Annotated in this window: 13 protein-coding genes; 5 read left to right on the top strand and 8 right to left on the bottom strand. The window is 44.8% G+C overall.

The window, feature by feature from the left end; translation table 11 throughout:
• Positions 1-8: 8 nt before the first annotated feature.
• From RLN88_RS04955 to RLN88_RS04940, 4 genes are all read right to left on the bottom strand, one after another.
• Positions 9-464 (bottom strand): DoxX family protein, encoded by a 456-nt coding sequence (locus RLN88_RS04955; protein ID WP_350220268.1) that lies wholly within the window; start codon positions 462-464, stop codon positions 9-11.
• Positions 461-1,606, bottom strand: a complete 1,146-nt coding sequence (locus RLN88_RS04950; protein ID WP_350220267.1) for a cysteine desulfurase family protein — start codon at positions 1,604-1,606, stop codon at positions 461-463. The genes RLN88_RS04955 and RLN88_RS04950 overlap by 4 nt, the downstream gene beginning before the upstream one ends.
• A 13-nt stretch (positions 1,607-1,619) precedes the next feature.
• The gene (gene glmM, locus RLN88_RS04945) at positions 1,620-3,002 is read right to left on the bottom strand and encodes a phosphoglucosamine mutase (RefSeq protein ID WP_350220266.1); all 1,383 of its coding nucleotides are present in this window, start codon (positions 3,000-3,002) and stop codon (positions 1,620-1,622) included.
• A gap of 62 nt (positions 3,003-3,064) precedes the next feature.
• Positions 3,065-3,292 (bottom strand): hypothetical protein, encoded by a 228-nt coding sequence (locus tag RLN88_RS04940; protein ID WP_350220265.1) that lies wholly within the window; start codon positions 3,290-3,292, stop codon positions 3,065-3,067.
• A gap of 194 nt (positions 3,293-3,486) precedes the next feature.
• Between RLN88_RS04940 and mazG the strand changes: the two genes are divergently transcribed.
• The 3 genes from mazG (at position 3,487) to RLN88_RS04925 (ending at position 5,243) form a co-directional block, all read left to right on the top strand.
• Positions 3,487-4,281 carry a nucleoside triphosphate pyrophosphohydrolase gene (gene mazG / locus RLN88_RS04935; protein ID WP_350220264.1) on the top strand — a complete coding sequence of 265 codons (795 nt, stop codon included), beginning with the start codon at positions 3,487-3,489 and terminating at the stop codon, positions 4,279-4,281.
• A gap of 161 nt (positions 4,282-4,442) precedes the next feature.
• Complete coding sequence (locus RLN88_RS04930) at positions 4,443-4,727, top strand: hypothetical protein (protein WP_350220263.1); 285 nt, start codon at positions 4,443-4,445, stop codon at positions 4,725-4,727.
• Positions 4,728-5,243: a tetratricopeptide repeat protein gene (locus tag RLN88_RS04925; RefSeq protein ID WP_350220262.1), complete on the top strand. Its 516-nt coding sequence runs from the start codon at positions 4,728-4,730 to the stop codon at positions 5,241-5,243. It abuts the gene before it with no gap.
• A gap of 1 nt (position 5,244) precedes the next feature.
• Here RLN88_RS04925 and cysS read toward each other — a convergent pair whose 3' ends face one another.
• On the bottom strand, positions 5,245-6,729 hold the full coding sequence (gene cysS / locus RLN88_RS04920; RefSeq protein ID WP_350220261.1) for a cysteine--tRNA ligase: 1,485 nt from the start codon (positions 6,727-6,729) through the stop codon (positions 5,245-5,247).
• Positions 6,730-6,887: 158 nt separating this feature from the next.
• On the opposite strand from cysS, the gene RLN88_RS04915 reads away from it, so the two are divergent.
• Positions 6,888-9,860, top strand: coding sequence for a CHAT domain-containing protein (locus RLN88_RS04915; RefSeq protein ID WP_350220260.1), 2,973 nt, complete (start codon positions 6,888-6,890; stop codon positions 9,858-9,860).
• Positions 9,861-9,879: 19 nt separating this feature from the next.
• The gene (locus RLN88_RS04910; RefSeq protein WP_350220259.1) at positions 9,880-13,950 is read left to right on the top strand and encodes an OmpA family protein; all 4,071 of its coding nucleotides are present in this window, start codon (positions 9,880-9,882) and stop codon (positions 13,948-13,950) included.
• On the opposite strand, the gene RLN88_RS04905 is transcribed toward RLN88_RS04910, so the two are convergent.
• The 3 genes from RLN88_RS04905 to RLN88_RS04895 form a co-directional block, all read right to left on the bottom strand.
• Positions 13,947-14,981 (bottom strand): PorP/SprF family type IX secretion system membrane protein, encoded by a 1,035-nt coding sequence (locus tag RLN88_RS04905; RefSeq protein WP_350220258.1) that lies wholly within the window; start codon positions 14,979-14,981, stop codon positions 13,947-13,949. The two genes, RLN88_RS04910 and RLN88_RS04905, sit on opposite strands and share 4 nt — an antisense overlap.
• Entirely contained in the window at positions 14,978-16,195 is a 1,218-nt protein-coding gene (locus tag RLN88_RS04900) for a T9SS type B sorting domain-containing protein (protein ID WP_350220257.1), read from the bottom strand. Before RLN88_RS04900 ends, RLN88_RS04905 begins: the two co-directional genes overlap by 4 nt.
• On the bottom strand, positions 16,196-16,884 hold a 689-nt coding region (locus tag RLN88_RS04895; RefSeq protein ID WP_350220256.1), incomplete at its 5' end, for a C1q-like domain-containing protein.

The following is a 16,884-nucleotide window of genomic DNA, read 5'->3' as shown; positions in this document are numbered from 1 at the left end:
TAAAATTGTCAGTAATCCTCAATCAACTCCTCATCCTCCCAATTAAAATTGAAGTTTGAAGTCTTGCTTTCCACGCGCTGCATGTTCCAGTAAAGAATGATCCAGAGTGAGCAGAAAATCACAATGATGCTCATGATAAACAGTGCGCCTCCATCGTCATTCACGATGAATCCTAGCTTTGTGAAGTGAAGAAAGTTTGCTGCGCTGATAATGCTGAGCGAGATGATCGCCCCGATGATGTAATAGTTGGTCAGCAGAAAAAAGGTAGAGGTGGTTTCTATGCAGGCAATCAAATATCTCCCCCAAGCCTCCCAGCCAATCTGCTGGAAAATCCAGACACTCTCTGGCGCTCCGCTAAACTTGAATGGAAGTGTTTGCAGAAAAATGATGGATACGATCAGCCGGGGGATGATATGCACCAAATCACCGGTCTGGAACGAATGAAATATAGGCTTTAGCTTCATGCAGAGGTAGTCTCGGGCTGATACAGCTGTGCCAGCTTTTCAACCGCATAATCCACTTCCTCTAATGTATTGTATTTGCTGAAAGAAAATCGAATGGCTCCTCTATTTTGATCCCTATTTAGCTCCGCCAAGACATGTGACCCAATACTTGAGCCACTGCTGCACGCACTTCCACCTGAAACAGATACCCCTTCAATGTCGAGGTTGAACAGCAGCATGTCATTATCATCATTTGGAGGGAGGCAAACGTTTAGCACTGTATATAAGCTCTTGTCTAGCTCGTTGGACACTCCGTTGAAAGCTACACCATCAATAGACGCCTTAAGCTTTTCAATCATATGGGTCTTCAGTCCTTCGATGTGTTTGCGGTGGCTATCCATGTAAGAATAGGCGATCTCCATGGCTTTAGCCAGACCCACGATTCCATAGACATTCTCCGTACCCCCGCGCATGTTGCGCTCCTGCGCACCACCGTGGATGAACGGATGAATTTTGTTTTCATGGTTGATGTAGAGAAAGCCGACTCCTTTAGGACCATGAAACTTGTGTGCTGAACCAACGGCAAAATCCAGATTCAATTTTCGTGTATCATGGACATAATGAGCCATGCTTTGCACCGTATCCGAATGGAAGATGGCATTATATTCATCGCACATTTCACCCACTCGCTCAATGTCCAGCAAGTTGCCAATTTCGTTGTTGGCATGCATGAGTGTGACGAGCGAGTTTGGATTATTTTTTAGCAGGCTTTCCAGGTGGTCGTAATTCACCAACCCTTTATCATCCAGCTCTACATAACTTACTTTAACACCTTTTTTTACCAGGGATTCTACCGTATGCAAAACCGCATGATGCTCAATCTTGCTTGAGATCACATGTTTGATTCCTTTGTCACTTACCGTGCAGCGAATGGCCGTATTATCCGCCTCAGTTCCTCCGGATGTAAAGAAAATTTCTGCGGGAGCAGCATTCAGCAAGTCTGCTACCATTTTTCGAGAGCGCTCAATGCCGGTACGAACCTGTCTTCCGTGCGAATGAATGGAAGATGGATTGCCAAAATGCTCCAGCATGTAAGGCTTCATGGCCTCAAATACATCGGGATCGATTGCTGTAGTGGCAGCATTATCAAAGTATACTTTCATATGCCAGTAGGTTTTATCCGGAAATCACTTCCTTGATGTCCATGATCAGTTTTTTGGCCAAATGCTCAGCTGTATTCTGACTTTCGGACTCTGCAAAAATACGAATAATCGACTCAGTATTCGACTTTCGTAATTGCACCCACTCTTTATCAAATTCGATCTTTACCCCATCCACGGTATTGATGGGCTGACCTTTGTATTTCTCTTTGATGGCATTGAGCACTCCGTCCACATTGATGTCCGGTGTAAGCTCGATTTTGTTCTTGGAGATGTGATAGTTAGGATAGCTTGCCCTTAGCATAGAAGCACTCTTTCCAAACTTGGCAAGGTGAGTCAAAAACAAGGCAACACCTGCAAGCGCATCCCGTCCGTAGTGCAGGTCAGGAACGATCACACCGCCGTTTCCTTCACCACCAATCACTGCGTTGGTTTCCTTCATTTTGGCTACTACATGCACCTCGCCCACTGCTGAAGCATTGTATTCACAGCCATGCTTTTCCGTGATGTCTCTTAGCGCTCTGGTTGACGAAAGATTAGAAACCGTATTTCCTTTTTTCTGCGAAAGCACGTAATCAGCTACCGCAACCAGCGTATATTCTTCTCCGAAAGGTTCACCGTTTTCGCACATCAGCGCCAGTCGATCTACGTCTGGATCTACTACGACTCCTAGATCATAATTGCCATTTTCCAGCTCACTGCTGATTTGCTGAAGGTTTTCAGGAAGTGGCTCTGGGTTGTGAGGGAAGTTACCGGTAGGCTCACAGAAAAGCTCTTTCACATCCACACCCATTTGCCTAAGCAATGGGACAATGGAAACGCCTCCGGTGCTATTCACAGCATCTACTACCACCTTGAATCCGGCAGCTTTGATCGCTTCCACATCAACCAGTGGATGCTTCAGGATTTGCTCGATGTGGTAATCGATATAAAAATCGTTGGTAGTCAGTTTGCCAAACTTGCCTGACTGGACAAACTCAATGTCTTTGGATTCGGAATACTCCAGCACTTTTTGTCCCTCTTCGGCAGAGATAAATTCCCCCCGATCATTCAGAAGTTTCAGTGCATTCCATCCTGCAGGATTGTGGCTTGCGGTAAGGATGATCCCTCCGTGTGCTTTTTCTGCTATCACGGCCATTTCCACCGTTGGGGTCGTGCTAAGGCCGAGATCCACCACATCAATGCCCTGATTGATGAGCGTATTGGCAACAAGCTGAGTGAAGGATGCACCCGAGGGTCGGGCATCTCGTCCAACAATGACTTTTGGTTTTTTGGTCGTCTCTTTTAGCCAGGCTCCATAGCCAGCGGCAAACTTGACAACATCCAGAGGTGATAAATTTTCTCCGGCTTTTCCACCTATCGTTCCACGCAGGCCGGATATTGATTTGATTAAGGTCAAAGCGATTACTTTTTAGCGGTGCGCAAAGATAGAAATGTAGTCAGAAGTAAAAAGCCTTCTTTTCAGAACTTGGCCAGCACCTTGTTCACTTCCGAATCAGGGTTGGCACAATCCTGACCGGGCTTTACTGTTTTACCACAAAATCCACACGAAGCACCTTCTTTATTGAGGTAAGGGTTCTGAGAAGCGCATGTCCCCTTAAATTCTCCGTCTTTTTTCAGCAAAATGCGGATAGAAAGACCCACAAAAAACAACGCGAAAACTCCGATTCCTAATAATACTACCTGCATTCGTTCAGATTTTGGTTCAAAATTAGCCAATTTGCGGCTGTAGTTGATGAACAAGCTCATCTTTGTAATAATTCCAAAAGACACCCCTATGGTCCCCTCAAGGGGACATTATTCCCTTTTGAAGGCGGTTCGACGTTTCGAGGGTGCGGAGGGAAATGTAATGGCAGGGGGATGTTAAAGACTGATTTTAAATAATGACCAACAAACCACTTTCCACTCCAGACCCAAACCGAAAAGCCAAGCTCGAAGCATTTGATCGGCTGCTCACCATCATGGATGAGCTGAGGGAAAACTGCCCATGGGACAAAAAACAAACGCTGGAAACGCTGCGTCATCTCACCATAGAAGAGACCTATGAGCTCTCCGATGCGATCATTGAAAATGACCTGGAGGAGGTGAAAAAGGAGCTGGGCGACCTGATGCTGCACCTGGTGTTTTATGCCCGGATTGGGAGTGAGAAAAAAGCATTTGATGTGGCGGATGTGCTGAATCAGGTCTGTGATAAGCTGGTGCACCGCCACCCGCACATTTATGGAGATGTGAATGCGGAAGATGAGGAAACCGTAAAAGCCAACTGGGAAAAGATCAAACTGAAGGAGAAAGGCAATCAGTCGGTGCTTGGAGGTGTGCCGAAATCATTGCCGGCTTTGGTGAAAGCGATGCGTATCCAGGAGAAAGCAAGAGGGGTGGGATTTGACTGGGACAATCAGGATCAGGTGTGGGAAAAAGTGCAGGAGGAAATGGGAGAATTTCAGCAGGAAACGGACAAGGAAAAGCAGGCCGGAGAGTTTGGTGATCTCTTATTCTCACTGATCAATTATGCCCGCTTTGTGGACATCAATCCGGAAGAAGCGCTGGAGCGCACCAACAAGAAATTTATCAAACGCTTTCAGTATCTGGAATCTGAATCTAAAAAGGATGGAAAGAGCTTTGGTGAGATGACACTTGAGGAGATGGATGCGTATTGGGAGCGAGCGAAGGAGGTTTAGTTGAGAACTATCCCGCACTTGTTGCGGGATCTTCATATCTGAGTTCTGAATGGAAGATGCCGGAATAAATCCGGCAATGATATGTGATGACGCTGGAGGAGATGGGTGCATATTAGCAGAAAGCTAAATTGATTTGATGTTGATTAAGTAACTTTTATATCATGGGTGGATTTGGTGTAATGGACTTTATGGTTAAGTCCTACAGGAATAATAGAGGACTCCTGAAGGGAGGTAAGAAGTCTTTAAAAAAGATTTATGAAGACAACAATTTGCATTACCTCAAGAAAAGGGTTGAAGAAAAGACCAGAGAGTACGATCCTGAGAAGAGAAGGATTTTCTTAGAAAAATTCCATGCCAGGCAAAAAAGGATTCAAAGGAGGCTGGCGATGTTATTGACCATCATAATAGGTGTATTTAGTCTGATGATCTATTTAATTCTTAGTTAAATGAGGAAATCGATTGCAATATTTTTAGTTGTGATATTATCACTTGTAATTTTCGTTCTGAACGATAGAAGAAAAGAACCGGATATTGTTGGTGATTTAAATCAGATGCGAAATTCAGATAGCAAGCACTTGAGCGAACTAGCTAATCACCACCTCATTTCTGATCGTATTGACTCTTTAGTGTCAAAGGGTTTGGCGGTTCAAGCAATCAGGTTGATTGATAGTGTAACCGCTCCGGGGAAAAATGATTTTACATCTGGTTATCTGGTCAGAAAAGGACAGATTCAATTTGAACTTGATCAAGTTGAGGAATCAATCATCTCGTTCAGGTCGGCACTCTCTTTATCGAAAGGGCATAGTCCTAAAGCGAGGGAATGGAAAGCTTTTGCACACGTAAGCTTAAATGAATGTGATTCAGCGCTGTACGAAATTAAAATTGCTGTAAGTCAAAATTCAATGTTGAAAAAAAGCCAGGAAAGAATTGAATTACATTGCGAGTCGCAGTTGTGCCATTGAACTACTCCTCAAAGGCCCACTCGATCTTCTCTTTCATGTCCTTCACCACAATACCCTCTGCTTTTAGCTCGGCACGTAGCTTATCCACCCGCTCAAAGTCACGGTTAAACTTGGCATCTTTGTACTCCCCCAGAATGGTATCGATCAGCGCTTTGTAGTTCACATCTGCTTCTACTTTCAGCCCAAGCACATCTTCAGCAAAGCCAAGAAACGTCTCCTTCATTCGCTTGAAGGTCTCCTCACCAATCTCACCAAACTTCAACTGCCCGGTATGTAGCGAGTTGATCTTCTTTACGAGGTTAAACAAATGCCCGATCGTGAGTGCAGTATTGAAGTCATCGTTCATCGCATAGTAGCAGTTGTCACACATCTTGGAGATCTGCTCCACCTGTGCATCATTTAGCTCACCATCATCCTTGGTCCACTCCATCTCCTGCATCAGTCGCATGCCATTGGCAAGGCGCACATATCCCTTTCTGGCGGCTTCCAGTGCTTCATTGGAGAAATCGAGCGTGCTCGCATAGTGCGATTGCATCATGAAGAAGCGAATCGTCATCGGGCTATAGCCGCGATCCAGTAGCTCATGATCTCCTGTCATCAGTTCACGAGGAAGGAACGAGTTGCCTAGCGACTTACTCATTTTCTGTCCGTTCACAGTCAGCATGTTGGTATGCAGCCAGTACTTGGCACCACCTTTTCCATGCGATCCGGCATTTTGTGCGATCTCGCATTCGTGGTGCGGAAACTTCAGGTCCATCCCACCGCCATGAATGTCAAATTCTTCACCCAGGTATTTCGTACTCATCACAGAGCACTCCAGATGCCAGCCCGGGAATCCATCGCTCCACTCCGTTTTCCATCGCATAATGTGCTCAGGAGAAGCCTTTTTCCACAATGCAAAATCCAACGGACTTCTTTTATCTCCACCCCCATCCAGATCACGGGTTTCACTTAGAAGGTCTTCGATCTTCCGTCCACTCAAAATACCATACGAGTTATCATTTTCTTTATGATACTTCTCCACATCGAAATATACTGAACCATTGGACTCATAAGCATACCCGTTTTCAATCAGCTTTTTAGTCATCTCCACCTGCTCCATCAGGTGACCAATGGCGGAGGGCTCAATATCTGGAGGGATCGTATTGAATCTTAGCATCACATCGTGGAAGTCATTGGCATACATCTGCACAATTTCCATCGGCTCCAGCTGATCGAGTTTTGCCTTCTTGGAGATCTTATCTTCACCAGTATCAGAGAGATGGCCCACATCCGTGATGTTGCGCACATAGCGCACTTTATATCCGATAAATTTCAGGTAGCGATAAACCACATCGAAGCTCAGAAAAGTCCGCACATTTCCCAGGTGTACATTGCTGTAAACCGTAGGGCCACACACATACATCCCGACGTGCGGCGCGTGCAAGGGTTCGAATTCTTCTTTTTGTCTGGTGAGTGAATTAAAAACTTTAAGCTTCCCGATCATGATCCTGATTTAGACTGGCAAAGAAAGGCATTTACCGAAAAATTAACATCTAGGTTGTTCAATCCTTTTTAACTGCAAAAAATTCCTCCTTTCATTCAATCCGTGATTTATCATTTGCTAATTAAATCCATAGCTTAGTGGAGAATTTCATATCCACCATGAAAAACGTACTCGCCTGTATCATTTTTTCAATGGTTATTCATGTTTGTCCCGCGCAAAACATCAATAGCCTGATTGCCCAGGCCGAAGAAAGTCTGGTAAAAAATCACTGGCTTCAGGCTGAGGAGAAGTTCCAATCCATTCTGGATAAATATGTAGACGATCTCACTTACCTGCAACGGGCCAATATTTATAATCATCTTGGTTTTTTGAGCCTTCAATTGCTAGATCCGATTGAGGCTGAACGAAAGCTAAACCTTGCGCTCCTATATCATGAGGAGGCAGGCATTCCCAATCAAAAGGACTATGCAGATGCACTTTTGAACATGGGGATTTTGTACCTGGAGCAGGTGGAATTTGACTTGTCCCGACGGTACATCCAAAAGTCATTGGAAATATTGGAGGAGCTCCCAAATAGTGATGCAGATTACTGGATTGCCCGGTCTAAGTTGGCGTATCTGTATGAACAGGCAGGCTCTATTACCCTGGCGTTGAGCATTTATGACGAATCTTATGATCAATTGGTGGCCAGTGGCAATGACTTGTCACCTGATTTTGCGGAGATATGTAGCCACAAGGGAAGAATCCTGATTCTTACGGGAAATTCCAGAGAGGGGGAGGAATTCATCAACCTGAGCACCACTATATATGAATCACTTGGGAAGGACTATGACGTACGCAGGGCAGAGTCGTTGGAAAAGCTGGCCGTCTTTTATGAAAAAATGGGACGCTTCGCAGATGCAGAAAAAACACTTCTGACGGCTTTGAAAATTAAACGTTCCATTCCTGATGAAGCTAAAATTCTGATCATCGAAACGCTGAATGATCTCGGCATCATGTACCATGATATGGGTCAATTTGACAAGGCGGGCGAAATGTTTACCGAAGTGGTGAAGGAATGCGAAGCAAATGTTGGTACGGATCATCCTTATTATGCTACCGCAAAAAATAACCTGGGCACACTGGCCCTTGCCTCAGGCAATGTATCCGAAGCGCTAGATATGTTTACTGATGCTTTGGCAAACTATAAGGTGAACTTTGGGACGATGCACCCTTACTATGCCAACACCCTCAACAACCTGGCAAGGGTAGAGCGAAAGCTGGGGAACAATGAAATGGCAGAGAAGTACTATATGGAAGTGCTTCAAATCGATGAGAAGGTCTACGGCAAGCGCCACCCCGACTATGCCACCACATTGATCAACGTAGGAGTGCTTTATAGCTCAATAGGTAAGGAAGTTGAGGCTGAGAAATATTACAGAGAGGCTGTTGATATCAGGGAAGAAGTGCTTGGCGTAAATCACCCGGCGTATGGAAATGCACTGGAGTATATGGGAATGCACAGCCTAATGATGGGCAAGCGGGTGGAAGCAGAGCAGTGTTTTCGAAAATCTATCCAAATTCAGGTAGATCAAATTGAGCTACTATTCCCAATCATGACCGATCATGAACGTCAGATTTTCCATGAAAACATCCGGTCAAATATTGATCGGTACAATTACATCGCCATAGGCCTGCTGGATCAAAACCCAGAGTTGATCAAAACGATTTTTGACTTCCAACTTCATACAAAATCGGTACTTTTTAATACTTCCTATAAAGTACATGAAGAAGTGGCTGAGAGTGAAGATTTTGAGCTCAAGCAGAAATATCAGAAGTGGCAGTCAGACAAAAGGCTGATAGCCAGCTACCATCAAATGGGTGTGGCTGAGCTGGATCAACTTAATATCAATTTGTCCTATGAGGAGTCTAAGCTGGAACGCCTGGAGTCCGAGATTGTGGCCATGATGGAGGATTTTGCGGGGGCGCTCCAAAGGGTAGAAGGCAGCTGGAAATCCATTCATGATTTTGTGGCCCCCGGTGAAGCCATTGTCGAGATCATTCGGGTTCCGCAATTAGCCGCCCTTACGGGATCTGAAGGGACACTTTTTGGGTTCACCGGGCAAACACAATATCTGGCGGTGGTCTTTACCCATGATAGTGACATGCCCAGGCATGTGAACCTCAGCAATAATTTTATGACCGATGACCAGCATTTTAACATTTACAAGGCTTCCCTTCTTCAGGGCGATGGCAATGCGTTTAGTAAGCTGTGGGAGCCAATAGACAAGGTAGTGGGCAAAGTGACATCCGTAAAAATTATTCCAGATGGCATTTACAATGAAGTGAATCCCAACGCACTGAAAATGCCGGATGGAAAGTATGTCATTGACAAATATTATGTGAGCTACCTGACGAGTGCCCGGGATTTATTTGTAGAGGAGGCTCAGATATTTAATAAGAAGTCCTATTTGGTAGGTAATCCAAGTTACTCAGGCGGCCAGGGACACACGTTAGAGCTAAGCGCACTGGCGGCCTCTGCAGATGAGATAAATGAAATTCAGGGAGCACTGAGTGAGGGCTGGGATGTGAAGACATACCTGGGCAATGACGCCAATGAATTAAGGGTTCGATCAGCTTTCAACCCCACAGTGCTTCATATTGCAGCGCATGGCTTTTTCAATGACATCTATAAATTCATCTCATCCCACAGTCCTATTCATAGTGAATTTTTTAGTTCAGGTATATTTTTAACCGGAGCTTCTGAAACGATCACACGATTTGAAAAAGGGATACAAACTATTCCAGAAAATGACGGAATTTTAACTACGTATGAAGCCATGAACCTAAACCTTCACCGCACTCAGCTGGTTGTGCTTTCGGCGTGCGAGCTGGGTTGGGAAGATTCAGAAAATGGCGCTGGGGTATATGGATTGCACAGGGCACTTACCGTGGCAGGTGCGAGAAATATCATCACAAGCTTAACAAAAATTGAAGATGAGGCGATAAAAGAACTAATGGGGACGTTTTACAAAAAGTTTAATGAAACTAATAAAGTGAAGGAGTCGCTAAAATATGCGCAACTAAAACTGCGCGAAAAATATAATGATCCTAAAGTATGGGGAGCTTTTATTTTAACCGGAAAAGGATAAAATCCAAAAATTAAAAACGATGAGGAAAGCAATCTTTCTTTTTACCATTCTAATGACATCACTTGCCATAGCGCAAGAGAATAGCACCATGGTCTCTCGAATTATTCGGCTTGGGGATGACTATTTCAAAAATGATCAGTACATAGAAGCAATCAGGTACTACAAGGAAGCATTGGCCGAGAGCCCTTCCAACTTAAAGGCACAATACCAGCTGGCGGAGTGCTACCGTCTGATCAGGGACTATGAGAGTGCAGAGTACCACTATGAGACCATCTCTGCTGAGCCGGATATCAGGTTCCCTTTGGCAGGATACTACCACGCCATGATGCAAAAGCTGAAAGGACGCTACGATCAGGCCCTTCAGAATTTCAAGGAATTCCGAAATTATCTGTCAGAAAATGAACTCCACGAGACGGACGACTATCGCTACTACTACAAGCAGGCGAAAATTGAAATTGATGGATGTGCCCTTGCGCTCAATCAGATCACTCTGGTACACCCGGATCACCAGTTTTCTGCACTGGAGCGACCGCTCAACTCAGAGTACAACGATTATGCAGCCTTTAGTGTAGGCACAGATGATATTGTTTGCCTCACTTCCGCCAGGGGAAACGGGAAGAACGACGAATACGACACACAGTTCGGCGAAGCATTCGCCGACCTTTTTAGATTTACCCGGGTAGGTGGTGAGTGGAAAGAAGTAGATCAGAGCGATCGCTTCGAAAAGATGATCAACACCAAATACGGTGATGGATCAGGATCTTTCAATCGGGAGAGAACCAAGTTTTACTACACAAACTGTGATGAGGATATTGGAGCATTTTGTCACATCTATGTATCCAGCTTAGAGGGGGGAAGATGGAGCGAACCCCGCGCTTTGAATACCAATATCAATGAGTTTGGATTTAGCTCCAAGCACCCAAACCTTACTCCGGGCGGTGACACCCTTTTCTACGTTTCTGATCGGGAAGGTGGGCTGGGACAGCTTGATATCTATATGAGCATCAGCGCTGGGGATGAAAACTGGGGACCGCCTATCCATCTTGGTGATCAGATAAACACCCCATTCAATGAAGTTTCTCCTTTTTATGATCAGAGCGAACGAGTGCTATTTTTCGCTTCGAATGGTCACAGAGGCTTTGGAGGTTTTGATATCTATATTGCCAGAGGAGCAAAATTTGAAAGTGCCGAAATCTACAATGCCGGCATTCCTTTCAACTCTTACCGCGATGATATTTTCTTCTTTATGGGAAAAAACAGGGGCTTCCTGTCCTCAAACCGCGAGGAAGGCGGAGTTGGCAAATTTGATATTTATGGATTCAATGTTCAGTCCAAACGAAGCATCATTTCTGAAGTATCATCAGAAGAAACTATAGCTGGTAGAAACTCCCTTTTTACTGATGACTACAACTTTGACAGTAACGAAACAGAAATTATCAATCAGATTATTTCCCGCATGCTCTCCTCTTCCGTGTCAGAGGTCGATTTGATTCTGACCGAAAGACAGCTTGCGGTGTATAATTCGCTAAGTGCCGATGACAAGGAGCGGATCGAAAAGATCGTGAATGCCAGGGTAAGAAAAATGACAAGTAACATGATCCGGTCTATCAGAACGGAGGATGATTATTATTATCAGCAGCTCAGTAGCGACAAACGACAGAAAGTGGACAATATCGTGTCTACCTATCTGGAGCAGCAGGGTATGGGGAACAGTGTAAACCTGACCAACGAAGTGTTCAGTTTTTATAGCGGTGTTAGCTCAGATGAAAGGGAGAAGATTGATGTTTTGATTTCCGATCGTTTGAAAAATGCACAGAATTTCAAGCCGGCTACACCCACCTACAACTCCTTTAAGCCAGATGAGCAGAAGAAACTGGATGGGATTGCAATCAAGTATCTGAAGCAAAAAAGAAACCTTCAGGGGATGGCGCTGGATGTAAATGAAAAAGCCTTCCTTAATAACAACAAAGAAAATACCGAAGATGTAAATGCGGCGATTAGGGAGCGGCTCATTGGTCTGAGCAATGAAGAGAAATACCGACTATTGAAAGAAGACCGGGACTTTTATGAAAGCCTCGATCAGGAAGATAAGGATCGTTTGAAGTCTATTGCAACCACATTTATGGTTTCCGATTTGACCACATTTGACCAGAATGTGAGCAACGACGACCTCAGCGTATTCAACAATAAAAACGCGCAGGAGCAAAGCAGATTGGACAAACTTCTCTTGAAGCAGATTTCCAACCTGGCAAATTCGAGCATTTATCTCACCGAGACTACCTTCTCTCAGGATGAGCTTCAATCTGCAATCAGTGGCACATCCGAAGAGACGGTGGACAAGCTTCTGAAGCTACGTCCGGAACTCACCGACCTTCAGAAAAGTGCAGTTGAAAGATTTGTGCGGACGGCCTATGATTCATACCTCACAGAAGTCAAGCCAGTTTTCTTTGATACAACCCCGACAGTCGCATCTGTATCCGGTCAGTCTGTAGATGGAGCAGATCCTTCGGCCCGCCTATCGGCAAGTGATGTAAATCAGTACGAATCGCTGAGTGATGCGAAAAAGCGTGTGATTGATAATGTAATCGCATTGGATTATATCACCACCGAATATACAGATAGGCTGGTGAGGCTAAGTGACGAGCAGAAGCTCACAGAGGTGAGTAATCGGGAAAAACTTTATATCGCCGCACTGGCCAAGAAAGTTTCCGGACAGGAGATAAAGCCAAATGAGCAATCGTATATAAAAGACGCCTTTACATTCTACAATAACCTTGCTCAGGATCGAAAGGCATTTATCAACCGAGCAGTTTTGGACAAAGGCCTTCCGAAAAGAAATTCCAAATATGTGTTGCCGGAAAGTGATGCCAGAAACAGAAATACGCTCACGGCTAGTGAGCAGAGTTTGCTGGAGAAAATCAAAAAGTTCAGATTCAACAATGATCGTATCCTTACGGAAAACCTGGCGATGGACGCCAAGGATGTAGATGAGGCTCCTGTTGATTTGATGGCATTGGTGGCCAATGTCGGTGTTGATGATCAGGGGAGCAAAAAGCTAATTGGTGCAGAAGACATCCTGGCATCAGAGGAGCTGGATGAGATCAAAATCACCCTGCCAATTGATAAAATCGAAGGGTATGATGAGATCACAATATCTGGAAAACTGGTGGGGGCCAACTCAGGAAGGCCACTATCTTCCTATGCCATCACACTTATTGAATTTGACAATACCAAGACAGTGATCGAAGGGTACACTAATATCAATGGTCAGTTTGAGTTCAAGGTTTCGCCAACTAAGTATGATTTGACTTTCAAGAAAGCCAACGATGCTGAATCTGTCGTTTTGGAGGACTTCAACGTGGAAGGAAGAAGAGAAAAAGAAGCAGGTATTTTCACAAACGCTACACGGGCATTCTTCGACGTGAACTCGTCTCAGCTTCGTCCGGAAGTGACCATTCTGCTAGATGAAGTCATAGCGGCCTTTAGAAGAAGCGGGGACAAAATCGAGATCGAATCGCATACGGATGACACAGGTGCTGCTGAATACAACCTTGTGCTAAGTAAGGACAGGGGCTATTCCGCACGGGATTACCTAATTTCTAAAGGAATAGATCAATCCAAAATTTCAGTCATCTGGCACGGGTCTGAAAAGCCGATTGCTGATAATAGTAACCCATATGGCCGTCAGTTGAATAGGCGTATTGATGTGAGGATGATTGGTAAGCGTAAGGTGTCCTTTGGCAATTTCTACCTGATCAGACCTGGAGCTACCGTCGATAAGCTTTCCGGCAGCATGGGCGTTTCTGCAGAGGAGATCAGAAACCTGAACGGGCTAGGCAGCAGCGATCTTTCGGTATATCAACCGATTCGTTTGAAGAAAGATGAAGAGATAGAGCCGGATTATAACCTGGTGGTTCCTGCAGATATCAAAAGTGGAAGCGATTTCATATATACGGTGAAACCGGGGGATAATCTCCAGATAGTGTCGAAGAAATTTAACGTACCGGAGGAGCTGATCATGGAGCAAAATGGACTGACTTCCACAGACCTGGAACCAGGCACACGACTGATCATCTACCCGAAGAATTAGAATAGCGGATTGGTAACTTTCTTTGAGGAAAGGTTCTTGGAAAGGGAGTACTGGATGGAGATTTCCATGGAATTCTGAGCTAGGTCTACTCCCTTTTCAGGAACAAATAAGTTGCTGTTCATGTCATAGCTGACCCTGACAGTAAGCGCATTGTGCTTGATCCCACCCATGAAGATAAATGAATCCCTAAGCCTGTACCATGCACCGCATAGGAGTTGCGTTCCCTTGGCCCGATATCTGTCTGCGTTCGGCACGTAAGCCAGGTTTAGCCCTGCATTGAATTGCTGGTTTTGTTGGATATATAGATAGAGCAGGCTGGGGGTAAAAAATAGTTTGTCAAACTTAAACTCAATGCCTCCATGATATTTAAATAGCATGGGTGCGCGGCTTTTGGTGCTGATCGTAAATGAAGTGTTAGGACGATTTAGGTTGGTGGCCGCAATGCCAAAGAACGCACTATACTGGTGTTTCAGGTAGTTCCTCTCAGGATTGTAGAAATACATGACACCCGCATTAATCACCATATTTTGTTGCTGTTCATCAAACTCAGTCACAGGGATGGGAAGCGTACTGTCAAACCCATAGAAGGAATTGTACTGAGACCCCCAGGTCAGCTTACTGAAATTCAGCTTTCGCATTTCATAGCCGGCCTGAATCCCTACGGAGATAAGGTAAGAATCCAACACACCAAATTTCAAATTCTGGGCGTAGTTCAGAAATATCGAATTTCGATCATAAACTCCTCTATAACCACTTTTTTCGTTGAAGGCCATAATACCAATTCCACCAATAGGAGGGCCAATAGGCCCCTGCTTCAATGGGAATATTAGTGAGACTTGAGTCAGCTCGTTGATCACATCCACACTTTGCATCTGTCTCTTATGATTCATGTGGATGGACGGATCACCATAAATTCCATTGAATGCCGGATTGAGATAAAGGGATGCGGCATAGTATTGCGAAAACTGGGCGTCCTGTGCAGTAGCTTTTGCAAAAATGATGAGGAGCAATATGGTGATGATTTTTTTCATTTTACCAGATAGAATGCCCCTTTTTTCTCGATCGGAAGTCCTGAATCAAACCGGAATCGAATGGTGTAGTAATAAACGCCAGCAGGTTCTTCCGCACCTGTTCGCTGGTTTTCTCCATTCCATCCGGTTTTGTTCGCTTCTTCAAACGAATTGGTAGAGTAAACCACGCTACCGTATCGGTTGTATATCTGCAAGTCAAAATCCTCGCTGGAGATGTTTTCTCCGAATATCCTGAACGTCTGATTTCTAGAATCACGGGCTTGCGGCGAAAATGCTTCAGGAATAAAATACAGTCCTTGATTTGGAATTTGTGGAGCCCTTGCCAAGGAGAAATAGGCCTTTAGTCCCAATGTCGGCTGAAATCCAAACTTGCTTGTCAGGGTTCCATACGTCAGCGAGTCAGAATTGGTAATAGTCCCCGCTCCAAGCCCCATGAATTCACCTGCCGGATTATTTGCATACGCAATGACCGGTACACTCACTCGATACCGGATGTTGTTTCTCACCCGGAAATCACTGAGGTCCTCTTCACTGAACTCTACTTCCACTTGGGTCTCACCTGTAGTTCCGCTGATCAGCTCCACTTCCCACAAGCTTCTGTGAGAAACTCCAAGCAGGCTGTCCCCCGGGATGGGATCCACATCATTTCCCCTATAAAATCTAGCTGCAATTTCGGTGTTAGCCCCATCTACGTCTAGCAGGGTGATGGGGGAGTACAAGCCATCAGAGCCAACCGGGAATGTTTTAGTTCCCCCACCTCTGGCAATAATGCTTCCATCAAAATAGGACAAATTGGAGCCGCCCATAACTTTGGCATCAGGACCCATAATAAACCGGGTATTTTCTCCGGGTTTGATCACTCCAAATTGAAAATCCAGGCGATTAATCACTGTATACTCCCCTCCGGTAAAATTTACCTGGCCACCCTGGTTGATGATTAATTCCCCAACGGTGAGTTGAGGTGGGCTGATCATCTGGTCTTCATCCCCGATGAATTGAAGCCGACCAGTTAGTCCATTGAAGTTGTTGTTTATGATCCAGTCTCCATAGAGTGATAATGTTCCGGTATTCTGGATTACCCCATAGTTTTGAAGGTCACCACCCACTTCCAGGTTGGCGTCCTCCGAAATATGCACAATTGCATTTGCAGGGATGTACAACTGAGCACTCAGTGCAAACGGTAGAAAACAGAATATGTAGATCAGCTTCTTCATTTATCTAACCAAGTGTCCTGAGAAGTAAGAGAATATTCTACCGGCAGAAATTCCATTTCCTGTTATGATGCTATTTCCTCCGTACTGAACGGATACGACATCACTTTGACTGAGCTTCAATGTTTTGGAAACCTGTAAGGTTATTACATCAGTTGCAGATCCAGCCTGAGTAAACCTGGCCACCTCAGTTGAATTCACAAATATTGATATGTAATTGGATTGAGTTCCTGTGTACTCGATTTCTATTTGAGCCTCAAAATGATACAGGCCATCGCGAGGTGCGGTGAAATCATTGCTAGCTGGACTGAAGCCAGAACCATCATCGAATACTTCTGTGTTATAGTTGATTTTTGTTCCTACATTAATCAGCCCTCCCACATTGTCATAAGCTTCAAACCCTATGGCACTTTCGTTAATAAATTGAGTGCCTGATGCGTCGTACACTAAAACATCCCCCTCGGCGGGAGTTGTGATGGTTGCATCCTGTGATGATATGGTTCCCAGCGCCGCAATGTCATCGATGTTGGTCTGGATGCGATCGTCGAGGTAGGTAGAATCTGCATAGACCTTATTCCAGATGTCGGTTGAGTCGTTGAGTAGCTTGTTATAGAGTGCGATGGAATCGGCATCCACTTCCGCATCGAGTGTAGCAATGTCGAAGGTATTTTGATCGATATCGGTTCGCAATG

This window comes from Ekhidna sp. (assembly GCF_040223195.1).
GTDB lineage: Bacteria > Bacteroidota > Bacteroidia > Cytophagales > Cyclobacteriaceae > Ekhidna.
Note: the sequence above shows the minus strand (reverse complement) of the source record. Positions and strands in the feature narration are given on the sequence as shown.

What these genes read in the sequence shown, in the direction of transcription:
- cysS (WP_350220261.1), bottom strand. Translation starts at nt 6,729, where the DNA reads ATGATCGGGAAGCTTAAAGTTTTTAATTCACTCACCAGACAAAAAGAA.
- RLN88_RS04950 (WP_350220267.1), bottom strand. Translation starts at nt 1,606, where the DNA reads ATGAAAGTATACTTTGATAATGCTGCCACTACAGCAATCGATCCCGAT.
- RLN88_RS04900 (WP_350220257.1), bottom strand. Translation starts at nt 16,195, where the DNA reads ATGAAGAAGCTGATCTACATATTCTGTTTTCTACCGTTTGCACTGAGT.
- RLN88_RS04940 (WP_350220265.1), bottom strand. Translation starts at nt 3,292, where the DNA reads ATGCAGGTAGTATTATTAGGAATCGGAGTTTTCGCGTTGTTTTTTGTG.
- RLN88_RS04910 (WP_350220259.1), top strand. Translation starts at nt 9,880, where the DNA reads ATGAGGAAAGCAATCTTTCTTTTTACCATTCTAATGACATCACTTGCC.
- RLN88_RS04915 (WP_350220260.1), top strand. Translation starts at nt 6,888, where the DNA reads ATGAAAAACGTACTCGCCTGTATCATTTTTTCAATGGTTATTCATGTT.
- RLN88_RS04955 (WP_350220268.1), bottom strand. Translation starts at nt 464, where the DNA reads ATGAAGCTAAAGCCTATATTTCATTCGTTCCAGACCGGTGATTTGGTG.
- RLN88_RS04925 (WP_350220262.1), top strand. Translation starts at nt 4,728, where the DNA reads ATGAGGAAATCGATTGCAATATTTTTAGTTGTGATATTATCACTTGTA.
- RLN88_RS04905 (WP_350220258.1), bottom strand. Translation starts at nt 14,981, where the DNA reads ATGAAAAAAATCATCACCATATTGCTCCTCATCATTTTTGCAAAAGCT.
- RLN88_RS04930 (WP_350220263.1), top strand. Translation starts at nt 4,443, where the DNA reads ATGGGTGGATTTGGTGTAATGGACTTTATGGTTAAGTCCTACAGGAAT.
- mazG (WP_350220264.1), top strand. Translation starts at nt 3,487, where the DNA reads ATGACCAACAAACCACTTTCCACTCCAGACCCAAACCGAAAAGCCAAG.